This window comes from bacterium (Candidatus Blackallbacteria) CG13_big_fil_rev_8_21_14_2_50_49_14 (genome assembly GCA_002783405.1).
In the GTDB taxonomy this organism is placed as follows: domain Bacteria; phylum Cyanobacteriota; class Sericytochromatia; order UBA7694; family UBA7694.
The window spans coordinates 134,015-158,594 of the sequence record PFGG01000011.1 but is presented as its reverse complement, the minus strand read 5'-3'; the positions used below and the strand labels follow the sequence as shown (position 1 = coordinate 158,594).

The window sequence follows — 24,580 nt, the reverse complement described above, 5'->3', positions numbered from 1 at the left end:
TTCGATCTGAGAATAAGCCTTCTTTTTGATTGCGTATTTGAGTGTCTATAACTTGACTTGGAATCCAGCGCCAATATTGAAACTGCCTGGATTGGAATAATCTCCGATATTTTCGTTTTGAATTTTTTCCTGAGAAGATTGCAGAAAGAAATTGGCCCTTTCCGTAAGATCTACGCCGACCTGTTGGTGGGTTCGGATTCTCAACCCTTCTTCAGAGCCCAGGGCATCCAGCCCTGTGCCAAAGGATAATCTTCCTGATTTATAGCCCATACCAGCGCTTACACCACTGGCTTCAAGATTGTTGACCTGCTGGAAGAGGTATTGTGCTCCCAGATAGGCATTCCAAGGGCCCTGAGTATAATTTAAACTGCCATTGACGCCAATATTGGCATAAAGGCCTTTGCCACCCATGCCATAGGCTGCTGTTGCCAGGTAAAGATCATTGTCCATAAAAACCTCGCTGTGGTAGCTGAGATTTTTACTGATATTTCCATCAAAATTTTGAGAGAGTCTGAGATTGGCCTGCGGCAATCCACTGAGGATATCCATATCAAAGCCATAGCCAGCATTGACGCGAACGCCTGCATCACTTTCCTTTTTTTGATTAAACGCTGCAAATGCCCCAGAGGCCGAACCATAAACCGTCGTACTGGTCCGGTGTTGAGGTGAGAGATTGGCCTTGAAGGGCGTGAGTTTCCCTTCGATATTTGCTCCCAAAAGGGTGGTTGGATTCTTGTCCCAGGTATTGGGGCCCACCACATGTGCCCCTTCATGGGGTCTGTATTGGGCGCCTACTGAAATGCGGCCCCAATTGTCAAAGTCTCCCCATTGGTAGCCTGCTGTGAGATAGGACGCATTTTTTCCGGTCGGATCGCCTGGCGTATTCCCGCGTTGCCCCAGTTTTAGACTCCAATGTTTGCCCAGTGTTTTTTCCAGTTCAATCCCGCGCAGGTAATCTACACTCAGATGGTCCTGGTGCTTGAGTTTTAAGCTTTCCTGATAGAGTTGATGCCCCATGGTATAGTAAATATCTTTAACTGAGCCTTCTTTGCCTTTTTCAGGAGGTGTCCAGCCAAATATCACTTTGGCTTCAGGTCGCAGGGCCAAGACGGCTTCGCGGGGAGAAAGAGCCGGTCTTCCCAGTAATTTTGAAATTTCTTCCGGACTGTAATTCCGGCCATATTCTACAATCCCATAGCCACTCTTGCCTTTGGCATAGGCGAGAATGGAATGGCTGGTTCGGCCTGCGACATAGCCTACCTGTGAGGCCTGGTAGCCGTTTTGGCTTAAAATATAGGCCCCCAATTGGTGGATATCGCGACAAACCCCGCTGAATTTACTCAGCGTATCTTCTGGCTTTTGGGCCCCCAATGGGCCATCTCCTCCCATGGGCTTACCCCTTTCTTGATCATAATTGACAGCATCGAGAAAGGCAGCCACCTGATCAGGATTTTGAAGATTTTCTGTCAGTTGATCCAAATTGCGTTCTCCGGTGTCAACTTTTGCTTTTGAGGGATCCACCAAAAGCTCTGTATCTGGAGAGCTGATGCCTAAGGTTTTGGCGCCAGATAGGAAAGGGCTGGGCCTTTCCGGTCGGGAATCTGTACTTTTTGCCTGAGCTGGAGGATCGATAAATTCAAGATGGGGTTGGCTGCTTGAGTCAAGGGCAGGTGTTTCAAGCTTGAGCTGGTGGTTTAAAAACGCTTCTGGGAGCTCTTTCGCAGCAAGCGCTTGCGTTTCCTGAGCGCTCTTTTGAGCTTCTGAGGAAGCATCAGCAGGCTGTTTCTCGGGTTCTTTCTTGAGTTTGTGAACGGCTTCTGAAACGGGGGGACGAGGAAGATTTTGTCTGGTTTTAAAGTCCATGGCGCTCTCCAAAATAAACGGCTTGCTTAAGTATGTTTTCGTTAAATTTGATCCAATCATGCCCGAAATTAGTATTTTATTCATAAAAAGATGAGCTTAATACTTATTTTAAAACGGCTTAATCTTAATTTTTTGTTCAGGTGAATTTGTATCGATTCAAATGCTTCGAGTAAGTTATTGAGAGCTTTTTACGAGGCTTAATATAAATACTCAGAAAAACTTAACCAGGTCTTTATGTTAAAATCTGCAAGTTTTGGTTTTAAATGACTGATAAGTGCCCCTATACAGAAGCTAATTAGGTGGTGCTTATGAGTTCAAAAGCCTTTGGATATTATTGGATTTCGCCAGAATTATATGATCAGGATACGAAAATTATTCAAACCAAGAGAAAAACACTTGAAGCTTTGTGCCTTCAGAAGGAGCTTCATTTTTCTGAACTCAATGTCGATCTGGCTTTGGTTAAAAATGCTTTGGAACGCCCAGAATTGAAAACCCTGCTACAGAAAATGCAGTCCGGTGATTTTATTGTGGTTGAAAGTTTGCTGGACTTGGGCCGACGCTTTCATGACGTTTTCAGTCTCTTGGAGATGTTCCGACAGGGTTTGGTCAAGGGCGGCCTGATCAGTTTTCGTGAAGAAATTTGGATTGAAGCTCGAACAGCCCCTCCGATTTTTATTGAAATTTTGCCCCGTATTCCCCAACTCAAACCGGGAGTGCATCGACTTCGGGTTGTGCCAGCACCGGGCAAGCGTTCTGATCTTTCGAAGCAGAATGGTGGAGCTTGTCCTTATGGCTATCGAATTGATGCGCAGAGCAATGAATATGCCTGCATTCCTGAAGAAGCAAAAATCATTGCGCGAATTTTTCATGAGCGTTCGGCTGGGCGATCCTTGCGTCAGATTGCCATGGGATTAACCCATGCTGGGGTTCAAACCAAGCGTGGCGGTCGTTGGCAAGCCAACACGATCAAAACCATTCTTGAAAATATTTTTTATACAGGTTCTTATCAAACGCATTTCAAGACATTTGAAAATCATCACCCTGCAATTATTGACAAAGAATTATTTTATCGTCTCAATCACAGTGATTCGTTTGATGATATTGCACTTTAGATTTAGATGAAAGCCTGCAAACTTGAAGAGGGTTTAAACCACTCTAACTCACCACGTGGCGACTCTGAAAGCTGGTATATGCGCAGGCAGGCCATGGCACCCGTACTAAAATGAAATGCGGTTTTCATTTCTCCAGTCAGTAAATAAGAGGTGAGTTCAACAACAAAGGGTTGGTGAGTGACCAGTAAAATACGCTCTTCATGAGACGCTTCAATTTTTTTGCGAACCTCTGAGAAGGAGGGGCGATCCCCCAGTGCTTCAAAGATTTCTAGAGGCGCTGCTTGAGGCGAATTGAGCAGCTCTGCTGTTTGGCGAGCTCTCACCAGTGGGCTGCAAAGTACTTTTTGCCAAGTCGCCCCTAATTTTAAAAGGCTCTCGGCTTGTTTTTTTATTTTTTGCTCGCCTTCTTCGCTTAAATGACGATCAAAATCTGAATATACACCGGGTGCTCCCACGGAAACGGCTTCACCATGGCGCGCTATAAAAAGTGTTTTCAAGTTTGAACTCCCTTGTTTAGAATGTCTTGAATGGTGTTTACAAAATTAATAATATCTATTTCCTGGGTGTCAAAAGAGCACATCCAACGCACAATTGAGGCACTTTCATCCCAGACGTAAAAATAATATTCTGCTTGCAAGGGCTGAATCAAGGCTTTGGGCACTTTTGCGAAAACCGCATTGCTCTGTACAGGCCAAGCCGGTTCAATTTCCGGTATTTCAAAAACGGCCTGTGCCAGGAGAGCGGCCATCTGGTTGGCCTTTTTTGCATTCTTGAGCCAATGATCCGATTGAAGTGCTTTTTCCCATTGCACAGAAAGAAAACGCATTTTTGAATTCAATTGCATGGCCTGTTTGCGCAAATAAGGCATATTCTTCGCTTGTGCTGGATTCATAAAGACCACGGCCTCGGCATTGAGTAGGCCATTTTTAGTGCCGCCAAAGCTGACGATATCGACCCCTGTATCACGTAAGAGGTCTTTAAAAGAGCAATTTAAAGCGGCGGCGGCATTGGCAATCCGAGCACCATCCACATGTAAAAAGAGCCCCTGCTGGTGGGCAAATTCGGCTAAGTTTGTGATTTCTTCTCGGGAGTAGAGGGTGCCAACCTCTGTCGGTTGGGTAATCGAAATCATCCGGGGTTGAACTCTGTGCTCGTCACCACGACCGCATAAGACGGTTGAAATTTGAGCGGGCATTAATTTTCCATCTGCCGTATCGAGGGGGATCAGTTTGTTTCCGCAGAATCGTTCGGGAGCACCACACTCATCCACCCACAGATGCGCCATTTTACTGCAGATAACGGCCTCAAAGGGTTGTAAGAGGGCCGAAATACAGAGCACATTGGCTGCTGTTCCCGTTAAAACAGGAAAAACAGCGACATCGCCCAGTTCTTTTTGAAAAGCAGCCTCAGCGGCCCGCGTATAAGGATCCTCTCCATAGCCAATTTCATGATCCTGGTTTGCTGCTTGCAGGGCTTCCAAAACCATCGGATCCAGGCCTGAATTATTATCGCTCGCAAAACTACGTCGCATCACAAGATCTCCCTGTTTATCTGACTATCAGGTTAACATACCCCTCTGTGTTTTAGTTGCTGAACCCAGAACGCGACTTGAACGACACATGCTAGAATCAGAGCACAGGGGAAGAAAGTGAGTATGTGCTTGCGGCAGGAAAAAATTAAAATAGGCTTGGTCAATCTGAATTCGGGTGCATGGACCTTCTTGCCCTATACCTCAGGTTTACTTCAGGCCAGCTTATTGGCAAGCAGTCAAGATCCTGAACGCTATGATTTTCTACCTGCACTTTGGCAGGCACGTTTGGCTTGCGATCAGGCCGTAGAACAGCTGAATTCAGCTGATATTGTGGGCTTTAGCCTTTATGTCTGGAATGCTCAACGCTCTCTGACCATTGCTGCGGCTCTCAAAAAGAAACGCCCAAATGGCCTTGTTTTGGTGGGGGGGCCGCATGTTCCCGATCAGGCTGAGGTTTTTTTACGCGAAAATCCTCAGATTGATTTGTGCTGCCATGGCCCCGGTGAGGTAGTTTTCTCTCAATGCATGGAAGCTTGGCCAGAGAAACCTTGGAAAGAGATTCCCGGATTGAGTTGGATCGACAAAGACGGTAAATTTCAACATACAGAAACCCAAGCCCGCACCAAAAATCTTGCCGATCTTCCTTCTCCCTATTTGGCAAATATATTTGACTCCTTGCTTTCAGCGTATCCAGAGCAAAAATGGGGTGCGCTTTGGGAAACCAATCGAGGCTGTCCTTTCCGTTGCAGTTATTGTGATTGGGGGTCTGCAACGGCCAGTAAAATTTCAGGTTTTGAAATTTCCAGATTGTATTCAGAATTGGAATGGTTTTCACAGCATCAAATTTCCTTTGTTTTTTGTTGTGATGCCAATTTTGGAATTCTTCCCCGTGATTTATTGCTTGCAGAAAAAGCCGCTGAAATTCGCAAAGAAACAGGATATCCTGTTTCTTTGGCTGTTCAAAACAGTAAAAATGTCACTGAACGTGCATTTAAAGTGCACAAAATATTGATTCAGGCAGGTTTAGATCAAGAGGTGACGCTCTCAGTACAATCTTTGTCTCCTGAAGTGCTCAAAGCTATCAAGCGGGAAAATATTTCCTTGAAGCACTATCGGGAATTGCATCAGAGTTTGAGTCAGGAAGGCATTCGAACCTATACCGATGTCATTATTGGCTTGCCAGAGGAAACCTATGCTTCTTTTGCCGAAGGTGTGAATCAGTTAATTGTGGGGGGACAATACCATGCCTTGCGTTTTTTCAATGCGAGTCTCTTGCCCAATGCTGAAATGGCGCAGCCTGAATACCGAGAGCGTTACGGCATTGTAGGGGCTTGGGTGCCCACTGTTTATCTGCACAGCAATGCCACAGATCCCCCTGATGGCATTCTTGAAAAGCAGGAGTTGGTGATTGCTACACGAACCCTTTCCAAGCAAGATTGGGTGCGTTGTCTTTGTTTTGCCTGGATGACGGATTTGCTTTTCTTTGGCAAGCATCTCCTGCGCCCCATGCTCTTGTATTTGACTCAAAGATGCGCTATCAGTTTTCGGGTTTTGATAGAAGCATTTTTGGATATCTCTCATGAATTTCCACTTTTAAAACATCTTTCTGATTTTTTTAAGTCCAAAGCTGAATCAATCCAGCAGGGTGACTACGAGTATTGCCGTTCCGAGCAGCCTGAGTATGCCGGAATTTGGTGGTCAGCAGATGAGTTTGTTTTGATTCACATGATCCAACAGAATCAAATTGGGGATTATTTTCATCAATTGCACTTTTGGTTGCAGACCTGGCTTGATAAAACGGGGTTGAATTTACCCGATTGGTTGATCCAGGATTTGGTTGCGGTATGCCGCTTAAATTTACAGTTGGCCTATCGGATTGAGCCGCTGTCAGCCACCTTTCACAGCAATCTCGTCGAGGTCTGTCTGGCTTTACAAAACAGAGAAAATCTGCCCTTAAACCAAGAACCCTGTGAGTGGGTCAAAGATTGGCTGGGGGCTCCTTTTTCAGTACGCAAGCTTATAAGGGGGCCTTTAAATCAGTAAAGGGGCCAAAACGATGCCGCTCTGAGCTTTGCTGATCTGCAAAGGGAGGATAGGGCACATCGGCTGGTTTTTTACTGCGATCGGGAAAATCTTTTTCGGCTTGTTTGAGTTGGGGACGCTCGTGGCTATTGATAAAAGCAGCAATATCATAGGCCTCTTCTGCACTCAGCAAAGGACGCCCCAAAGGCATATTGGCCTTGATATAGCGGGCGGCCAGGGTTAAACGGTTGAGATTCGAGCCTTGCCCATAACTGTCTTGCCCCCAAAGCGGGGGAAAAACATAGCCCTGATCAGGTGTTGCGTTGTTTTTTAGTTGTCCTTCGCCTGATTTTCCATGACAGGCTGAACAATGATATTGATAGAGTTTTTCTCCAGCCTTGGGATGGGCCGCCCGCGTGAGCAGTTTCAAGGGGGGGAGTTGCAATTCTGCCAAAGTTTCGGTTGGGGCGGTGCTTTGACTTATTTGACGTATATAGCTCTCGAGCGCTTTTAACTCACGGCTTTCGTCTGCCAAAGGCTTGGCATTCAGACTGCGTTCAAAACAGCTGTTGATGCGCTCCCTGAGTGTAATTTTACGGTTTTCGAGGGCTCTGTAACGTGGGTAACGTTGGCTAATACCCATAAAGCCCATGGCTTTTGAATCTTTGCCACCGTTTAAGTGGCAGGAGATACAGCTTAACCTATTGCCTGCCAAACGCAATGCAGGATTCTTTGCCTGAGGCCCCAGATAGACAGGGGTTTTTTCAAGTAAATCTTGGCCGTAAAGGTTTAGATCTTTGAGAGCTTTGCTTTGGATTTGTTCCGAGGCCTTTGAGCTTTTGTCGGAAGTCTGAGCTGGGCAAGCGCTCAAGCCCAGGAGGAGGATCAAGAAAAGGGCGAAGGATCTTAAACCTAATCTCATACTTGGGGTTTCAGCTTGGGATTGTTGAGATGGCGTTGATGGTCCCGCTCGGTTTTTTTCTGCAAATTGGCGATCAATGCCTGATTTAAATTGACCCCTGTCTGGTTGGCCAGACAAAGCAAGACAAATAAAACATCTGCCATTTCATCTGCCAATGCCTTGCTGTCTTCATTGTCCTTGAAGCTTTGTTCTCCATAGGTGCGTGAAATAAGGCGTGCCAGTTCTCCTACTTCTTCCATTAATTGAGCGAGATTGGTTAATTCAGAAAAATAGCGAACCCCGAGGGCTCGAATCCATTCGTCTACCTGGTTTTGCGCCTCAGTCAGTGTGAGTTCTTCTGGGGTCGGCATTCTTGAGTCCTTCTTCCTGTTCAAACGCAGGGTTTGATTCAATTCTTTGCCTATATTACCGAAGGATCGCTTCCTTGCCCAGGGCCATCTGCTTAAAAGATTTACAGAGGACTAATTCCCCTTCTGCGTTCTTAATCCGTAGAAATCTAAGAAACGGCTGTATTATAATAAGCCCAACTCGTTATGTTCTTATGCGAATCGGGAGGAAACCCCATGAAGAAACTGATCCTTGCTCTTAGTGCCTGTTTGATTGCTTTTCCTGCGAGTGCAGCAACAACCCTGACCCCAGTCAGTCAAGCCAGTAGCCAGTCGGTCGGGGGCAATCAAACCCTCAGCGAAACCTTGGGAGATGTAACTGTGAGCATTCGTCCTGTGATGGAACAGGAAAAAACCCAGGTTTTTCACCCCAATGGAGGCGGACGTATCAGTGAAAACTTTTCGCCCTATGCGTTTAAAAACGTGATTCAGACCCAGGTTTTTCAAGTCAGCATTGCCAATCACAGTTCAAAAGAATTGGGGGCGTCTCAGATTCGGTTGAGTGTCAGCTTCAATGGCTTGCCGATGGACTATCTCAGTTCAGGTGAGCTGATGCGGCAATGGCGTCATTATTATTATTTAAACACAAATACTGTTTCGGGTGCTCCTGATTTTATGGAGCAGGAACGTGCGATTGTGGCTGAAAAGTTTATTCAAACCCATGGCTTTTGGCCGCAGGATGTGCCGCCTGGTGGAGAGATTCGGGGCTATTTGGCCATTCCACCGCTCAAAGGCATGGGCGCTTTAAAAGTGAAGGTTCGCCATGTGGGACAAAACCCGCAGGATTTTTCTTTCCATTTTGAAGCCAAGAATTCTTAAGCGTTAGCGAGCATTCTCAATCAATTGAATACCCAACGCCAAGGCTTTTTCCCTGGCGTTTTTCAAATCTTTTGGATCCGGGCGCTGATTTAGGGCGGGGATTTCGAGGGCACGGTAAAAGGGTCTGTATTGTCCCATCAGGTTCAGAGAAATTGAATCAAATTCTTGGGCCAAATTGTCAAGGATGGGAAGGGTGCAACACTCAAGATGCCCTGGCATGAGCAAATGGCGAACCAGAATTTCTGATTTCTGTGCCTGATAGGCTTTGAGATTGGCTTTGACAGTGGGCAAATAATTTGATATTTTTGCAAGCTTCCAAGCACAATCGGCATTTCCAAATTTAAAATCTGGCAAATAGATGTCAATCAAGCCTTCCATTAACTCAAGTCCTTCTTTTGACAAGGTTGCATTGTTATTGAAGACCCAAGGAAGTTTGACTTTCGTTGAGAGCAGGCAAGCCAGTTCTGTTAAGATATGCAGATGGGGTTCTGGAGTACCCCCAATAAAACTGATGGATTGAATCTTGGCGTTTTGAGAGCGCTTGATGATTTGATCTGCTAAAAACTGGGTTTCTGTTTTCAACCCTTTTTCGAGGTCAAAGGTTTCGCGCCAGTTGTGGCAGAAAAGGCAGTGCATGGTACAGCCGCTGAAGAAGATAGCGTGGGTAATGCCTACTGCAGGCTCTTCTCCATGGTGAATATATTCTCCACTGATTTGAGCTGCTGCTTTGAGCTGACAGTAACCCGTTTGCCCAGTGAGACGGTTGACCTGGCAGAGATGGCTACAGAAATTACAGGCTTCTAAGAGCTTATACGCCAAGGTTTTTTTTACATCCAGCCAGGAGACTCCCTGTTCAGCTATTTTTCCTGAACGATAGGCCTCAAGACCTTTTTCATGCAGCTCTTGCAGTTGCGTTAAATTTAAGCTTTCAAGGGGTTGGCTTGATTGGAGTTTGATTTCATGGGCAAGAAATCTGCGTACCAGCATCCTTATCTGAAACGTGAATAAAAAAGGTGTAAAAGAATAATCGCGAATCCTACTGCTGCCAATGGAAAGATCAGCATTCTGATCATTAAGAGTAATTCCAAAAGGGCTCCCCTTAAAATCAGAAGAAACTGGGGGAAGAGTAGGAGAATGATCAGAATTCCCGATGTCAGCAGAAGGAGTTTTAAAGGATGAGTTTGACTGAGGGCCAGCCTGAGTGGCAATTCCTGAGGTGCTTCATATATTTCTGGCGTGTGTGAGCTCAGAGGGGTATTCTGTGTCAAAGTCGAAGCTGTTGGCTGGTTCTGGTTGCTTTCTGTGCTGATGGGAACAGCCGCTGAAACCTCATGAATTTGCTTTTCTTGAAATGAGGAGGGAATTTCAGGTTCCAACTCAATATAAAGCCCGGGTATGGGCACAGGCGGTTGAAGCGGATCTTGATCGTGTCGCATAGTTTTATCTTAGCGCAGAGCTCAGAAAAAAGACACTCTTCATATTCTGCTGGGAACTTTCTTAAATTGATAATCGTCTTGTTTCAACAAGGGGAAAACAGAGCGATGAGGATTGTTTCCATGCAAAATCGTATTCAAGGCCCAGGCCTTTCTGTTGCAGAATATTTACAGGAGCTTGAATGGCGTGTACTCCAAATGGAAGCGCTGGCAAGGGAATTGCGTCAGGAAATTACGCAGTTAAAAAGTTCTGTTCCCATCGAAGAGCTTAAAAATACTCAGAAAATGCGCGCATATCAACAAATGGTAGATAGTTTGGCCAAACTTCCTGAGTCTGCTTAGGTTTGTGTGTCTTCGCTTCTGCCACCCAAGCATGTGGCTAAAAAAGCTTCCATAGCGGCATAAAATTTCAGACGGTTTTCGGGTTTTGCCAGGCCGTGACCTTCGTCTTCAAACAGCAGGTATTCATGGGGAATCTTTTTTTCCTGCATGGCAGCAACGATCTGCTCCGCTTCCTGAACGGTCACACGGGGGTCGTTTGCCCCTTGGGCAATCATCATGGGAATTTGAATCGCATCTACTTTAAACAGGGGAGAGCGCGATTTTAAAAATTCTTCTTCCTGATCGGGGTCTCCCACCCGTTTTTTGAAATTATCCAACATGGCAGCCCAATAGGGGGGGAAGGAGCGGATCAGGGTAATCAGGCTGCTGGGCCCCACCATATCGATCGCACAGGCGAAAACATCTGGGGTAAAGGTTGCTCCCACCAAGGCCGCATATCCCCCGTAGGAGCCCCCGTAGATGGCTATTTTGTCTCGGGCGACCCCTTGAGAAACAGCCCATTCCACGGCATCCAATAAATCGGTATGCATCTTTCCTCCCCATTCACGGTCACCGGCATTAAGGAAACGCTTACCATAGCCTGTTGAGCCTCTGTAATTCAGCTGCAAGCAGGCATAGCCACGGTTAGCCAGCCACTGAGCCTCAGGATGGTAACCCCAAACATCTCGCCACCAAGGGCCACCGTGAACATTTAAAACCATGGGCAGGTTTTCGCGGGGCATGCCTGGAGGCCAGCTGATATAGCCCTCCAGCTTTAAACCATCTCTTGCCATGATCGAAAACGGTTCCATGGCGGCAAGCGTATAATCATTCAGTGCGGGTTGGTGAACAAAGAGAAAACTGGGTTCCTGTCTGGCCCGATCATAAGCATAGAACTCAACAGGTCCTTGAGCCCGGTTATAGCGAATTAACCAGGTTTGGTTGGCATCATCGCGGTTGATCATGGACCATTCTCCAGGGCGAAACTTTGAAAGAAACTCAAAATCGCTTGTGACTTCTGGATCCAGAACCTGCCATTCCTGAAGTGCACGCGCATAAGCCAAGGCTTGAACTTCATACGTGTCGGGATGCACCATGAGTTGGACAATATCATATTCAGGATCTTCAGCTAAAATCTCTTCTTGGTGGGTTTCAGGTTGATATTTGACCAATCTCGCCGTATTGGCATTGCGTGACTCCAGCAAATAGAGAAACTGACCATCCTGTGAAAAATGTGAGGGGTTGCTGGTCAGACTGTCTTCCATCGGCCAATCTAAATGGGCTTCCCAGTCAGATTGATTGTTTTTACGGCAGAGTAATTGCATGGAACCATCAGAGTTTGCTGCCACAGCAGCTCGGATTTCAAACTGTGCATCGGCTACCCAGCCAATGAAATTGCCTGGGTTTTCTGCGCGCAACTCCAATGCTCCACTGGACAGGCGCAGATGGTAGACATCATGCAATTGCGGGTTGTTTCGGTTGAGGGCAATTAAAAGTTCATCGGGAAAATGCTTATCTCTTTGTAAAACTTGGGCCTGTACATTTTCAAAGGGGGTATAGTCTTTGATTTCAGCTGTTATTAAATCGATGCCATAAAGCCGCCAGTTTTCATTGCCCCCTTTATCTTGCAGGTAGAGCACATGGCGACTGTCCTGAGCCCAGAAAAACAAGCGAATTCCCCGCTCAGTGTCTTGTGTGACCACATGTTCATCTCCCCCTTTCAGGCTTCTGACCCAAACATTCAGAATTCCGTTTTGGGGAGCCAGGTAGGCAATGCGAGTGCCGTCTGGAGATATTTGTGGAGAAGTATGTTCAGGGTTTCCAAAGAGAACCTTGCGTGGAATCAGGGGGGGAGGGGTCATTTTCATCGATATCTTCTCCTTCGGTATTGTCGGTTATAAACGGGCCGGCGTATGGCTGCAGGCCGTCGAATCATGGGTTTGACTGGGAGCGGTGTTTTTGCACTTGCCGTTGCTGTGGGGATTGCTGTGGTACTGCTGGCTGTACTTGTGTTTGCAGAGGAGGAAGTTTGCGGCAGAGTTGACTGCGCTATTGTAGGGGGGGCACTGAGGTTTGTGCTTTGGGCAGGACTTGGGCTGGCAGAAGCGGTGTTGGAAAGTGGGGAGATCTGAGGGGGGAGTAATTTTGAATCCATTGGCTTTGCGCTTGATTCGGTCTTGATTTTTCGCGCAGAAGTTTTGCTTAAGTGGGCTGAGGCTTGTTTCTCATGGTTTAAGCTCAGAAAGCTGTATACCGTCATAACAGTCATCAACCCAGCATATAACCAGCCCATAGAAAAGAGAGAACCGTCTGATTCTTCTGATCGGAAGGGGGCGGTCAGTTGCTCAAATCTTGACTGTGACATGAAAGGGCTGAAAACACCTGTTTTAGAATTGCTACGCGATCAGTGTACCATTCTGTGCGTATTTCAGGTATCTTCAGATTTTGCTGGCAGCGTTTTGTGCTTAGCGAGGAATTAAAATTCCAGGACGGAGCGCTTGGCTGCGGGCTTGCCTGAGTAATTGTTCGGGCTGTGGGCAACGTTTCAGGGGAGTGGGGCGGCATTGTTGCAAACGACTCAAACATTCCTGGGGATTGGTTCTGCAAATTTGTAAATCCTTTGAAATTGCGGCATCTAAAATGGGTTTTACTTTTGGAAGAACCCGTGTGTTAATATCATATTTGTTTGCGATATCTTCGAATTTTCTAAGCCTGTTTGCTTTATTTGTGAGTTCTTCTTTTAAATATCTTCTAAAATCTTTAATTTCTTGATTTTCTTTTAACTCCTTGATATCATTTGCACTCATTTGATGTACATAAAAATCTTGATCGCGACTCACGATTTCTAAAACAGCAGTGCTGTCGAGATCGACGGGATCGTTCAGACGGGTACGAATATTTTGTCTGACCTGTGGCACAAGGCCTTTGAAACTGAGGGTATTTGAAGGAGAATAAAATTCTAGAACCTGGGTATAATCCAATGCGGGTACTTCAGGTAGTAAATAATTGATAACACGGTCACCCTCAGCATTGCGGCTGATTTTTTGAATCGTGAGCTTCACATCTTCGCCATCTACGCGTGCTTTAAACTGGCGAATTTGCTCTTCACTGATTTCATCGCTTGTTTGGGCATAAGCTGGGGCGCCAAGGATAAAATCGAGGTTGAGCAAGGCGAATTGGCTTTGGACGAGAAAACTACTCGTTCCAGCGGGGATAATCAGATCTCCTTCAACTTCTCCAAACTCAAGTTTCTGTCCCTTACTGTTTGGACGGATCTCTGTTGACGTGACGGTATTTTCAAGTGCTGGATTCTGATTTGTAAGGGATGTAGATGCTTGTGCGACAGGCTGTGAAGAAGCTGTCGAGGCGGGGGGGCCTGCTGAAGTACAGGCCGAAACTTGTAAACTTAATAGGAGCAGGGCGACTTTATTGATCAGACCATTCATGGCTTTTCCTCCAGCTTCAATATCCGCTTAAATGCATCTGCTCGAAGAATGCGCAAATTTTTGAGATCTGGATCTACCGAAGCTTCTGCGTGGGTTCGATTGTTTTCATCAAGAATTTCAGCGGCTCTTTGTAAGCTATGAATTCCCTGATCCAAAAGAATTTCTGATTTCTCTGATTCGTATTTTAAACTGTAAAAGCAGGCCTTTAGATAGTGTACCAACCAGTAATTGGGTAAACAGCATTCAATCAGGTTGATATTGTGTTCTGCTTCGTTAAATTGTTTTGATTTAACGTGCGCATGTACAAGAAATAAAGCGCTTTCGAGTAAATCTTGATAACTTAACTTTTGTTTTTCTGCTGAATAGACCACGTGTTTAAATCCTTCAATTGAGGGGCGGTAATCTGTCTTTTCTCCTGCCACTTCCTGAAGATAACTGAGATTAAATTGTACTCGTGCATATTCATCCAAAAGATAGATATCATTTTCTGACAATTTTAAGGCATCTTCAAAATACTGACGCGCAGACAGAAGGGATTGTTCCGCCGCTTGACGCTTCTCTTGTTTTTGTTCAAGTATAAAGTGGTCAAGAGCTTCATATCCTTGCATGAAATGAATCACGCCGAGATTCAGGAGCAAGTCTTTTTTCTCGATATTGAGCAGGGGAGAGGGGCGCATATTAAAGTAGTTCAAGGCTTCCTGTTGGAAGGCTATGGCTCTTTCGAAATTTCCCTTTGCCAGTTCTAATGCTGATGAAAGCGTTTGCAGTTGAATTTGATCATCAAAGATATTAAAGCCTTCAGCAATTTTTTCTTCAGCGATTTGTATTTTTCCCTGACGAATTAAAGAAATAATCAAGGAAATATAGGCTCGGAAATTTTGTGGGTTGTGATTCAGGGCCTCCTGAAAAATGGAGATTACATCCTGTCGGCCTGTAAAGCTTTCCAAATGCAGGGGGGTATAATCCGCTGCAATTAAGAGATCATCCAAGGCTCCCGCGTTGCCTTCTGGAAAAAAGATGGGCTCAAGCTGTAAAATAAATTCTTTGGAGGGTTGCCGTTCTCCAGACTCAAGACGTGAGATAAAAGATTCAGAAACGCCAGTGCGATCCGCTAATTTTTTCATGGTTAGCTTACGCGCTTTACGAAGTCTTCGTAAGGCTTGGCTGAAGGTTTCTGACTTAAGTGATTCTGGCACCTGGAAAGCCTGGTCTTTCTAAACTTTTTCGATGGAAAATTTGAAGAGAGCAAATTCAGAAAATAACTTATTCTTTTATAACAAAAAACTTGACTACTGGTCAAGTTGTTGTTTCTGCTTTTGTACTTTGCTTCAGGATATAGTATAAGGTATACCCCAAAAAGGCAAATTTACGGCATAAAATGCAACAAGAATCATTGTTTTTGAATTTGAGTTCTGTAACGGCTCTTCATCTTCGCCATATCTGGATCCAGCAGGGGGGCCCGATTGTCTGGATGTTACATGGTGCCATTGAAAATGGGAAAATTTTCTATACAGAACAAGGAAAAGGCTTGGCTTGTTTTCTGGCAAAGGCGGGTTATGAAGTTTATGTTTCTGATTTAGGAGGACGTGGTAGGAGTTCTCCTCCCATTCACTCGCGGCATACCTATAGCCAGACTTCTGCGATATGTCAGGAACTTCCCGCTGTTCACAACTGGCTGAGACAGCGACACCCAAAACAGCCTCAGGTTTGGATTGCTCATTCCTGGGGCGGCGTTCTCTTTTTTGCCTTGATGGCGAGACAGATGCTCAATGCGCAACCCAAGGCTGTGGTTTGTTTTGGGACGAAACGCAGTGTGCTTGTGAAAAATTTCGATCGTTTGATTCTGATTGAAGCTGTTTGGAAGCGATTTGCTTATTTTTTAAGTGCTCTCTATGGTTATTTACCTGCGAGGGCTTGGAAATTTGGATCTGATAATGAAAGTTCACTGTCCCATCATCAGAGTGTGTGTTGGGTCAAAGCCGGACCCTGGATAGATCCTGAAGACCAGTTTGATTATGGGCAGGCCCTCAAAGAGATTGATTTACCTCCCGCCTTGTTTTTAACGGGTGTGAAAGATCGTTGTTTGGGGCATGGGGAGGATGTTCAGCGATTTATTGCCGAATTAGCGCACCCTGGTGCAGAGTTTCATTTAATTGGGAAACAGGGGGGGTATAAACATGATTATGATCATATCGACTTACTAACGCATCAGGATGCCCCAGCGGATCATTTTAAATTTGTATTGCGTTGGCTCGCGGCGCAAGTTTGATGCACCATGTTATACTTTAAAAGTTTCAATTTTCAGGAACTACAATAAATATTTCTGTTTTTCTCAGAAAGGGATTTTCATGGCTGCTCAACCGTTAACCCCTGAAATGATGGCTCAACTCTCTGCGCTTGCAAGCTCAGGTCAACACTATTTACAGGAATGGACACAGGAGCATGTGTCTCAACCCTTGTCGCGCCTTCAGACAGAGGGACAAAAATTGAGTGAACAGATTCAATATGTTCCGAAAAAATTGAGTTCTAGACAGCGTAAGTGGGTTTTGATTGGACTTTTGTTTGCTTTTGTTGGGTTTATATTGATTATTTCAGGTGTATTTGTTTCCAATCGTAAAAAAACACATAAGCCCGCCCTCTGGTAAGTCTCATTATTTGAACAGGTGGGGCTGCAAAGGTGTCTGAACAATAAGCTGACTCCGGAGGTATACGAATGTTCAAATTTTACCGCCCTGCCTTGTGGTTATGGGCTTTTTTATTTCTAACCCTGACTTTTCCTGCTTGGGCAGATGGCATTCTGATTCCCCATCCGCCTCACCATTTGATAGAACCCTTGCCTAAAATTCCTAATTTTTCAATCAAGTACCATCGTGTTCAGGTAGATATTCAACACCCCTACGCAAAAACGCGCGTGGATCAAGTTTTTCATAATCCATCCAACCGTGAATTGGAAGGGACCTATCTCTTTCCAATTCCTGAAGCTGCAAGTATTTCTCAGTTTTCTATGGATGTCGATGGGAAGCAAACCCCAGCCCAATTGCTGAAAGCAGATGAAGCAAGACGAACCTATGAGGAGATCGTGCGTCGCAGAATCGATCCCGGCTTGCTTGAATATGCAGGACAAAATTTGTACCGCGCAAGGGTTTTTCCGATTCCTGCGAATGGAGATAAACGGATACAACTGAGTTACGATCAAATTATGACGACTCAATCAGCATTGCATAGCTATCGCTATTTACTCAGTACCGAAAAGTTTTCATCCACTCCGCTTGAAAATGTTGCTGTCACAGTTCGTTTAAAAACCAAAGCGCCACTGAAATCGATTTATTCTCCCAGCCACGAGATCAAAGTTTCTCGGCAGGATGAGTTCCATGCCTTGATCAGCTATGAGGGAAATAAAATCAAGCCAGACACGGATTTTGAGCTTTATTATACAACTTCTGAAGATCCGATCGGTCTCAGTCTGATGTCGTATCGCGAGGGAAATCAAGATGGCTATTTTATGTTATTGGCTTCACCCAAGGTCAATTGGAATGAACAACAAAGAGCGGCTAAGCATTTGACGTTTATTTTAGATACTTCGGGAAGCATGTCGGGAGATAAAATCAAGCAGGCGAAAGCTGCTCTTGAATTCAATCTGAATCAATTGGATCCCCATGATACGTTTCATTTGATCAGTTTCAGTGATACGGTTGAGCTTTTTTCGAAGCAGCCTTTGCCAGCGAACAAAGAGAATATTCGTAAGGCAATCGCGCATATTCAGAGCCTGCAGGCTACGGGCGGGACCGATATTCAATCGGCCTTGCAAGCCGCATTAAAACAGATTGCTCATAAAACTCAGCTGAGCATGTTGGTTTTTTTAACTGATGGAGACCCGACTGTTGGGGAAACAGATTTTAATAAAATTCTGAGTTCAACTCGACAGACAAACCAACGCCAGTCACGCTTGTTTGTCTTTGGGGTCGGGTTTGATGTCAATATTCCATTTCTGGATAAACTTTCTCAGGAAAACCGAGGCAGCAGTGAATATGTTCGCCCCGAAGAGAATATCGAAGTGAAAGTTTCCAACCTTTTCAGCCAGATCAGCCACCCGATCCTTTCCGATCTTAAATTAAATTTTCCATCCAATCGGGTTTTTGACTTTTTTCCACGTGAACTACCAGATTTGTTTAAGGGCAGTCAATTATTGCTGGTGGGGCGTTATCGCCAGCCGGGAACCCTTAAAGTTTCCTTGGAAGGAAAGTTACTTGGAAAAACTAAAAAATTTGAGTACCCAGCCCAAAGGTTTGCAGAGGGAAAAACAGAATACGCTTTTCTTCCGCGCTTGTGGGCGACACGAAAGATCGGTTTTTTGCTCGACCAAATTCGTTTGAAAGGGCAATCAAAAGAGCTGGTGGAAGAGGTGATTCGTTTAAGTAAGCAATATGGCATTATTACTGAATACACTTCATTTCTGGTAAGAGAAGATATTGATGTGCGACGTCCAGCAGCCAGTGCTCCGATGATGGACGCTGCTGATGGCTATCTGAAAAAAAGCCTAGAATCAGATAAGGGTTCCTGGGCGATCAGTCAAAGCCGAAATGCTCAGAAAATGCAACAAAATGCAGCACCTGCTGCTGTGAATCGATATCTTGACGAGGAAGGTAAAGAGCAAGAGATTCAACAGGTCAAGTATCTTGCACAACGATCCTTTTATTTCAAAAAGGGGATTTGGCAGGATGCTGCTGTGGCCGACGAGCTACCGAAAATTCGGGTGCAACGCTTCAGCGCTCTTTATTTTGCGATGGCTCAAGTGCCTGAGTTAAGACGGATTTTGGCGCTGGGTCCTGCGATTGAATTTGTTTATGCCGGTCATCTGATTGAGATCAGTGGCCAAGGAGAGCATGAGGTCAATTCAAAACTGAGGAAGCTCCTGATGCTGCCTTGATGTTTGAGTGATTTAAATCCCTCTTTGAAAAAACATTTCAAAGGGGGATTTTTTTTGAGACGAGAAAATGTAAAGTTAAAGTAATCTAAAAGTTAATATTTGTTTAATATTCTAATTGAGTGGTTCAGACTTTCAGATTTAAGCCCATAATATTTTTATAGTTCCGAACCGCCCGGATTAAAGCGCGGATAAAATTTCAAGTGTTAAATTTAGAGGAGTATGATTTATGAAATTTGTAAGAAATGCTTTGTTGACCCTGTCTTCTGCAAGCCTTTTATTGGGAACTGTGGCCTGTAGTTCTGCGCCCCCCATCTTGAATCAGGCCATGATGCAAAATCCCGGTTTGATGCGTGCAAACAGTGCCGTACAAACGGTCAGTACTCCCCGTGCCAAACAAGAAACTCCTTTGGTACAAAATCGCAATGTGAAAGTACCTGTCTCTCGCTTTGATACCCTGGCAGATCAACATAAAAATACCCGTTTTGCTGCCGATAATACCTTTAAAAAATTAGCGGCTCCTCGCAGCCCTTTTGACACTCCTTTTGGCGAACTGCCTTTCCGCACCTTTAATGATTTGGTTGACTATGTTCGCTATGGTTATAGCACAACCTATGAAGATTATAAGTATATGAATGATAACTACGCCAGAAATCACTTTAACCGTTATATCAACGGAGCCTATCGTGATGTTCAGGGGCTGTATAAAGCTTCACGTGACGAAATGAAGCGTTTTATTATGCTCGACGTACTTGCCAATAGTATTGAAATTGACAGCCGTCCTATTCCTTATGAAGATGTGCACAATCCTCCTGCCCAGCAGGAATATAAAATGTTTCCAACGGCAGCTGCACAACTGATGCCCACTTTTGGTGAAATTGTATCCTATAACCGCAATTCCTATGATGTGAATTATCAGCGTTGGGATATGTATAAAGCCGCTCGTTATTATCAGGCCAATTATTCCCGTGTATTTGGTTTGATCATGCAGTATGGCCCCAGCAAACAGGAAGCCTGGCGCATGGTTCACCGTGAAATCAGCTCCTATGCAAGTTATTAATTAGATTCAATAAAAAGCCCCGCCGAGAAATCGGCGGGGCTTTTTTATGGGGCAAGAAGGTCTATTTGGGGGGGAGATTCGGAGGTGCAGGGGGTAAATTTCTCGGGTTCAGCGGGTTGGTCGGTTGGCTGCTGCGGGGGGCTTTGCGCATGGGGCTGGCGAGTGTTTCTGATTGAGATTTTAAAATTTGACTGATCGTGCCATTCTCTACCATTTTTTCATCCTGAATACCATAAAGTTGACGTTCAATGAAACCATCCAGTGGATTCAAGGGGCGGTAGGTGGCCTGACGTGCCTGAAGCAAAGCGTATTCAAAAATCCGAACCCCTGCTTCTTGACGTGGTATTTCAAGTTCTTCAAGCTGTCTGACCCAATCATTGATCAAAAGTGTAGGATCTTGGCTTGATTTAAGCCGCTCAGCATACTCTTGAATCAGTTCAAAGCGAAAATCAGGATGTGCCTTGCCTATTTCAAGCACGGCTTGCAACGTATGACGGAATTGCTCTGAATAGGCAGAATCAGGCATGTATCAGACCTTTCTTGGCAGGCAATATTTCTGCAAGTTTAACATATTTTAGAGAAGAAGATTAAATGCCGCTGTTTCGCGGGTCAGCAATCGTGCATACCCCAATTTTCCAAGCAAATGGGCGAGGGTTGCTGGGTATCCCAGGGGAGAGACCCGAGGACCCGCGATTAAAACACGTTCAAGAACATTTTTTCGCATCAGAAACAAACTGTCAGAAAGCAAGGGAAAGGCTTCTACTTTGGCAACGTTTTTAGATTTTCGATAGTGTTGCCAGGTTTGTTCAAACTGCTGGAGTGAGTGAATTGGAAAGGGAAGTCTTTGGTCTGGAATTTCTGAATTATGCAGAAGAGAACTGACCATGCCCACTTTTGGATTGCTTAAATGTGGCAGCGCCTTCAAAAACCATTCAGGGGGAATCAAAACTCCAGCATCGATGCCCAAAACCAGATTTGTGCGCATCTGTTGAAGTAAATAGAGAAGTTCAGGGTAATACTCCTTTGATTGGGGAGCATACCAGGTATAAGCCTGTGTTTTGAGCCAAGCGATTGTTTCAGGATGTGCTTCGGGACAAAAGATTAAGAGCTCTCCCCACTCTTCTGGATGATTCAGGCGCATGAGCCACTGAAGCGTATTTTTGAGGTAGAGAGGATTTGAGTAAGAACGCACCAATAGTGTGGTTTTGAAGCGTGTCAGCAACATGGGCATCTGGGCCAATTGTTTATTAAAGTCTTGAACTTTCATTTCAGGGAAATAGCGCAGGGGTTCCTGTTGATCGATTTGCTTCAGGCGGTTGACTATTTCGGGGCTGGAGGTGGCAAAGGAAAATCCCCGCATCAGGGGGGGCTGGGTATAGTAAATATGCGCCAGATCTGAATCTTGATTGGTAACAAATAAGACGGGCAAAAACAAGCGTTGAGCAAGACGAACCGCTTGATCCAATTGCAAGAGACTGCCAATCACAATCACATCCGGGATGCCTTCCTTGGGATGTGTTGTCAGAATTTCATGGCCTGAAGCTCTCAATTGGCGTAAAAACTCAAAATCAATATTCTCACGCTCGAGAATTAAGCAACGAACTTTAAAATGAGGGAGAATATCTTTTTCGAGAATGGGTTCATAGTGTGTATTTTCATCTTCATACCGATTTGGGGCTATTCTCATCAGGGTTTCTGGGTAAAAGAGAAAGGGTTTGAATTGGGCCATTCGTTTCCAGGTTTCCCAGAGGCCTTGTTTTTCTGAAACAAAAATGCCGCCCGCTTGTTTAAAAATATCGTTGCGAAAAAGGACGCCTTTGCCGATGAAATTACGGCTCAAAAGCTCCAAATAGCGATATTCAGGTTCAGAATGGATTGGGAAATGAGAGCCAGGGGGGCCGTGATGCGTGGGGCAATAAACTCCTCCTGCAGATGGATTGCGCAGCAGCGAGAGCAGCAAGAGATTTAAGTACATGGGAGAATAAAAGCAAGAGGCATAGACAATGGCATAAAAGCTTGCCGGTTTGCTGTGTTGGAAAGCCAAATTCAGTGCGCTTATAAAGCCTTGTTTGGGATGGATTTGAACCGTTTTGATCCGTGGATCTGTGTAGCGTTCCAGGATTTTATTTGTTTCGCTGTCTTTGCCATTGATCACAAGCGTCAGGGTAAACAATTGATGGTTTTGATTCAAAAGAGAATCAAGAGCGGTGGGCAGATGATCTGCTTGATTCCAAGTCACCATGAGCAAAGCGACACGTGAGTTGACGGTTTGGAGAGAACCCGTACTCATTTCAGATAGCCCTTTTAAAGGTAATCAAATTCCAGCCAGCCGATGCGAACAGTATCTCCAGAGGCTGCGCCCGCTTCCTTGAGCGCAACCAGTACACCTAATTTTTCCATCTGTTTATGAAGGCGGTTTAAAGCGCGTGAATCGTCGAGATCAGAAAGTTCCAGTAAGCGTTCAAGCGGCTCACTCTCAATCACATACAGTCCATCTTCCTGATAGATCTGAAAACTGGGTTTGTCAGCATCAGGTCTGGGCAATACCTTGGGAACCTCATCGAAGGTTTCAGGTAAAGGTGGTATTTCTGAGAGCAGGTGTTGAACGGCCCGGATCAGTTCATGGGTTCCCTGGCGGGTGGCAGCAGAGATTACCAGAATGGGATTGTCTGTTTCTTGCTCCAGTTTTTTCTTGAGTGCATTGATTTCTTCTTCGCTGACGATGTCTGCTTTATTCAGAACAAGCAGCTGTTTTTTATCACTTAATTTTGCGGGATATTGTTCAAGTTCTTTTTGAATTAAATGATAATTCCCAATCGGGTCGGGCTCAGACATGTCGAGCAGATGAAGCAACAAGCGTGTACGTTCCACATGTCTTAAAAATTCATGGCCTAATCCGATACCTTCACTGGCTCCCTCAATTAAACCTGGAATATCAGCAACTACAAAACCATCGCCCTCCGGCAATCGGATCGCTCCTAAATTGGGGCGGAGCGTGGTAAATGGATAATTCGCAATTTTAGGGCGAGCAGCAGAAATCGCGGCAAGTAAAGAAGATTTACCTGCATTGGGTAAACCTACCAAACCCACATCTGCGATGGTTTTCAGTTCAAGGATTAGAGTGCGGGTAATCCCCGGTTCTCCAGGTTCTGCATAGCGTGGTGCCTGATAGGTCGCTGAGACGAAATGGGGGTTTCCACGGCCGCCTTTTCCGCCTTGGGCTACAATAATGCTCTGTCCGGCTTTGGTTAGGTCAAACAGAACTTTACCTGTCTCACTGTCACGTACTTGTGTGCCAGGAGGAACATGGATGATCAGATCTTCACCAGAACGCCCATGCATATTTTTGGGGGCCCCATTTTTACCTGGTTCTGCTGAAAAGCGATGTTGATAACGGAAATCAAGCAAAGTATGGAGATTTTCGCTGGCTTCCATGATGATGGAGCCGCCTCTGCCACCATCTCCTCCGGAGGGACCTCCGTTGGGCACATGTTTCTCTCTGCGAAATGCGACGGCACCATTTCCACCCTTACCGCTGCTGACTGTAATTTCAGCCAGATCAATGATTTTCATGAGAAAACTCCAAGCAGGGGATTTTGGCGGTTCAGGAGCGTTTGCGTGCGAGTAGTTTCCACAATACAAATCCTCCCAGCCCCATGGCCAAACTCAGTTTTAAGGAGCGATTGTTCTGAGTTTTGGAGAATCGCGTGCTTGTTTTGAGATATTCTCCGATTTTTGCAGGTGTCATGGCTGCAAGTGCAGTTAGAGCTGGTGGGGCATTCTTTGATTGATGCAGACTCAATGCCAAAAGATCATCGAGATTTTGAAAGGTTTGCTTTTCAATCTTTCGAGCGTGTACCCCCCACATGGACTGCATAAAACCAGCCATTGGGGAATGCTCAAGTGTCCAGAAGAATTTTTCAAGAACGGTGCCTGAGATATGTTCAAAGGCTTTATATTTGAGCGGAATAAACCCCAAGTCTTTTTTGGTAATTGCAATGGCCTCTTGAATGCCTTGAGCAGCCAGATTGAGTAATTTCTTGTTTTGACTGAGATTTTTAAATGAGCAGCCAGCCAGATGAAATGCCGCAAGCAAGGCGACCAGAGCCGCGCTGGGGAAGCGAACTTCTGCTTCAAGATCATTGACGCCTTTGGTTGGGATTCCCCCTTTTTGAAGGGTTTTAACTAGATCATCCCGAACTTGAAGGGTTTCATTAAAGGGGGCCCCAATTAAGGTCGGCATTGCTTTGGGAGCCCAAAATTCAACACGGCTGTTTTCAATATACGCTGAAAAAGCAGGTGCTGCAGGAACAATGATCAAGTCAGGCAATGCTCTGAAGACTTTTAATGCGTCTTCCCTGCCCGGTTGAAAAGTTACCAGAATCATGTTTTCTGCTTGATGAAACCGTTGTTTAATTTGTTCTAGAGCGGGTTCCAACTGATCGCTTCTTACACAGAGGAAAAGGGCATCGAAATGAAGATCCTCAGGGATTTCGGTAAGAATTTGTGGGGCTGCAATATGGAGTTCAGTTTCTGAGCTCAGATTATAAAGAGAAAAACCTGATTGTTCAAAAGCTTCTTTCTGAGAGGGTCTTACCCAAAAACTGACATCACAACCACTGAGGCGCAAATGAGTGCCAATGACCTGTCCAATTGCGCCTGCGCCAAGAATAAGTACTTTTTGTATCTGCATGGTGGGGTATTATAGCAAAAATTGGGATCAACGAACAGTAAAACAGAG

23 protein-coding genes are annotated in these 24,580 nt (G+C 45.2%); 9 read left to right on the top strand and 14 right to left on the bottom strand.

The genetic code is table 11. The features are described 5' to 3' along the window. Positions 1-45: 45 nt before the first annotated feature. Positions 46-1,863: a hypothetical protein gene (locus COW20_02860; protein ID PIW50458.1), complete on the bottom strand. Its 1,818-nt coding sequence runs from the start codon at positions 1,861-1,863 to the stop codon at positions 46-48. Between the two features lie 308 nt (positions 1,864-2,171). On the opposite strand from COW20_02860, the gene COW20_02855 reads away from it, so the two are divergent. Further along, positions 2,172-2,975 carry a hypothetical protein gene (locus COW20_02855; GenBank protein ID PIW50457.1) on the top strand — a complete coding sequence of 268 codons (804 nt, stop codon included), beginning with the start codon at positions 2,172-2,174 and terminating at the stop codon, positions 2,973-2,975. Between the two features lie 2 nt (positions 2,976-2,977). Here COW20_02855 and sixA read toward each other — a convergent pair whose 3' ends face one another. Both sixA and COW20_02845 read right to left on the bottom strand, forming a co-directional pair. Further along, positions 2,978-3,472 carry a phosphohistidine phosphatase SixA gene (sixA, locus tag COW20_02850; protein PIW50456.1) on the bottom strand — a complete coding sequence of 165 codons (495 nt, stop codon included), beginning with the start codon at positions 3,470-3,472 and terminating at the stop codon, positions 2,978-2,980. After that, a complete protein-coding gene (locus COW20_02845; GenBank protein ID PIW50455.1) occupies positions 3,469-4,506 on the bottom strand; it encodes a threonine aldolase in 1,038 nt (345 codons plus the stop codon). The genes sixA and COW20_02845 overlap by 4 nt, the downstream gene beginning before the upstream one ends. A 123-nt stretch (positions 4,507-4,629) precedes the next feature. Between COW20_02845 and COW20_02840 the strand changes: the two genes are divergently transcribed. After that, entirely contained in the window at positions 4,630-6,549 is a 1,920-nt protein-coding gene (locus COW20_02840) for a hypothetical protein (GenBank protein ID PIW50454.1), read from the top strand. Here the strand turns inward: COW20_02840 and COW20_02835 are convergent. Together COW20_02835 and COW20_02830 are read right to left on the bottom strand one after the other, a co-directional pair. Continuing rightward, the gene (locus COW20_02835) at positions 6,524-7,450 is read right to left on the bottom strand and encodes a cytochrome C oxidase Cbb3 (protein PIW50453.1); all 927 of its coding nucleotides are present in this window, start codon (positions 7,448-7,450) and stop codon (positions 6,524-6,526) included. The two genes, COW20_02840 and COW20_02835, sit on opposite strands and share 26 nt — an antisense overlap. Then, positions 7,447-7,800, bottom strand: coding sequence for a pyrophosphatase (locus COW20_02830; GenBank protein ID PIW50452.1), 354 nt, complete (start codon positions 7,798-7,800; stop codon positions 7,447-7,449). The genes COW20_02835 and COW20_02830 overlap by 4 nt, the downstream gene beginning before the upstream one ends. A 213-nt stretch (positions 7,801-8,013) precedes the next feature. On the opposite strand from COW20_02830, the gene COW20_02825 reads away from it, so the two are divergent. Further along, a complete protein-coding gene (locus COW20_02825) occupies positions 8,014-8,655 on the top strand; it encodes a hypothetical protein (GenBank protein ID PIW50451.1) in 642 nt (213 codons plus the stop codon). Positions 8,656-8,658: 3 nt separating this feature from the next. On the opposite strand, the gene COW20_02820 is transcribed toward COW20_02825, so the two are convergent. Together COW20_02820 and COW20_02815 are read right to left on the bottom strand one after the other, a co-directional pair. Beyond that, a complete protein-coding gene (locus COW20_02820) occupies positions 8,659-9,642 on the bottom strand; it encodes a hypothetical protein (GenBank protein PIW50450.1) in 984 nt (327 codons plus the stop codon). 2 nt (positions 9,643-9,644) lie between these two features. Continuing rightward, positions 9,645-10,091, bottom strand: a complete 447-nt coding sequence (locus COW20_02815) for a hypothetical protein (GenBank protein PIW50449.1) — start codon at positions 10,089-10,091, stop codon at positions 9,645-9,647. Positions 10,092-10,211: 120 nt separating this feature from the next. On the opposite strand from COW20_02815, the gene COW20_02810 reads away from it, so the two are divergent. Then, positions 10,212-10,430, top strand: coding sequence for a hypothetical protein (locus tag COW20_02810; GenBank protein PIW50448.1), 219 nt, complete (start codon positions 10,212-10,214; stop codon positions 10,428-10,430). On the opposite strand, the gene COW20_02805 is transcribed toward COW20_02810, so the two are convergent. Further along, positions 10,427-12,277, bottom strand: a complete 1,851-nt coding sequence (locus tag COW20_02805; GenBank protein PIW50447.1) for a S9 family peptidase — start codon at positions 12,275-12,277, stop codon at positions 10,427-10,429. The genes COW20_02810 and COW20_02805 overlap by 4 nt on opposite strands. Positions 12,278-12,343: 66 nt before the next feature. Between COW20_02805 and COW20_02800 the strand changes: the two genes are divergently transcribed. Further along, positions 12,344-12,541 carry a hypothetical protein gene (locus COW20_02800; protein ID PIW50446.1) on the top strand — a complete coding sequence of 66 codons (198 nt, stop codon included), beginning with the start codon at positions 12,344-12,346 and terminating at the stop codon, positions 12,539-12,541. A gap of 333 nt (positions 12,542-12,874) precedes the next feature. Here the strand turns inward: COW20_02800 and COW20_02795 are convergent, their stop codons facing one another. Both COW20_02795 and COW20_02790 read right to left on the bottom strand, forming a co-directional pair. Then, entirely contained in the window at positions 12,875-13,855 is a 981-nt protein-coding gene (locus COW20_02795; protein PIW50445.1) for a hypothetical protein, read from the bottom strand. Beyond that, on the bottom strand, positions 13,852-14,979 hold the full coding sequence (locus COW20_02790) for a hypothetical protein (protein PIW50444.1): 1,128 nt from the start codon (positions 14,977-14,979) through the stop codon (positions 13,852-13,854). The genes COW20_02795 and COW20_02790 overlap by 4 nt, the downstream gene beginning before the upstream one ends. Positions 14,980-15,233: 254 nt before the next feature. On the opposite strand from COW20_02790, the gene COW20_02785 reads away from it, so the two are divergent. The 4 genes from COW20_02785 (at position 15,234) to COW20_02770 (ending at position 19,839) form a co-directional block, all read left to right on the top strand. Then, complete coding sequence (locus tag COW20_02785) at positions 15,234-16,124, top strand: hypothetical protein (GenBank protein ID PIW50443.1); 891 nt, start codon at positions 15,234-15,236, stop codon at positions 16,122-16,124. A gap of 79 nt (positions 16,125-16,203) precedes the next feature. Next, on the top strand, positions 16,204-16,500 hold the full coding sequence (locus COW20_02780) for a hypothetical protein (protein PIW50442.1): 297 nt from the start codon (positions 16,204-16,206) through the stop codon (positions 16,498-16,500). Positions 16,501-16,568: 68 nt separating this feature from the next. Next, positions 16,569-18,782 (top strand): hypothetical protein, encoded by a 2,214-nt coding sequence (locus COW20_02775; protein ID PIW50441.1) that lies wholly within the window; start codon positions 16,569-16,571, stop codon positions 18,780-18,782. A 226-nt stretch (positions 18,783-19,008) separates the two neighbouring features. Beyond that, positions 19,009-19,839, top strand: coding sequence for a hypothetical protein (locus COW20_02770; GenBank protein ID PIW50440.1), 831 nt, complete (start codon positions 19,009-19,011; stop codon positions 19,837-19,839). A gap of 61 nt (positions 19,840-19,900) precedes the next feature. Here the strand turns inward: COW20_02770 and COW20_02765 are convergent, their stop codons facing one another. The 4 genes from COW20_02765 to COW20_02750 are packed head-to-tail and all read right to left on the bottom strand — an operon-like array spanning position 19,901 to position 24,532. Further along, positions 19,901-20,365, bottom strand: coding sequence for a hypothetical protein (locus COW20_02765; GenBank protein ID PIW50439.1), 465 nt, complete (start codon positions 20,363-20,365; stop codon positions 19,901-19,903). 48 nt (positions 20,366-20,413) lie between these two features. Continuing rightward, positions 20,414-22,129: a hypothetical protein gene (locus COW20_02760; protein ID PIW50438.1), complete on the bottom strand. Its 1,716-nt coding sequence runs from the start codon at positions 22,127-22,129 to the stop codon at positions 20,414-20,416. A 14-nt stretch (positions 22,130-22,143) separates the two neighbouring features. Next, the gene (locus tag COW20_02755) at positions 22,144-23,412 is read right to left on the bottom strand and encodes a hypothetical protein (protein PIW50437.1); all 1,269 of its coding nucleotides are present in this window, start codon (positions 23,410-23,412) and stop codon (positions 22,144-22,146) included. A gap of 31 nt (positions 23,413-23,443) precedes the next feature. Then, a complete protein-coding gene (locus COW20_02750) occupies positions 23,444-24,532 on the bottom strand; it encodes a hypothetical protein (protein PIW50436.1) in 1,089 nt (362 codons plus the stop codon). Positions 24,533-24,580: the final 48 nt, after the last annotated feature.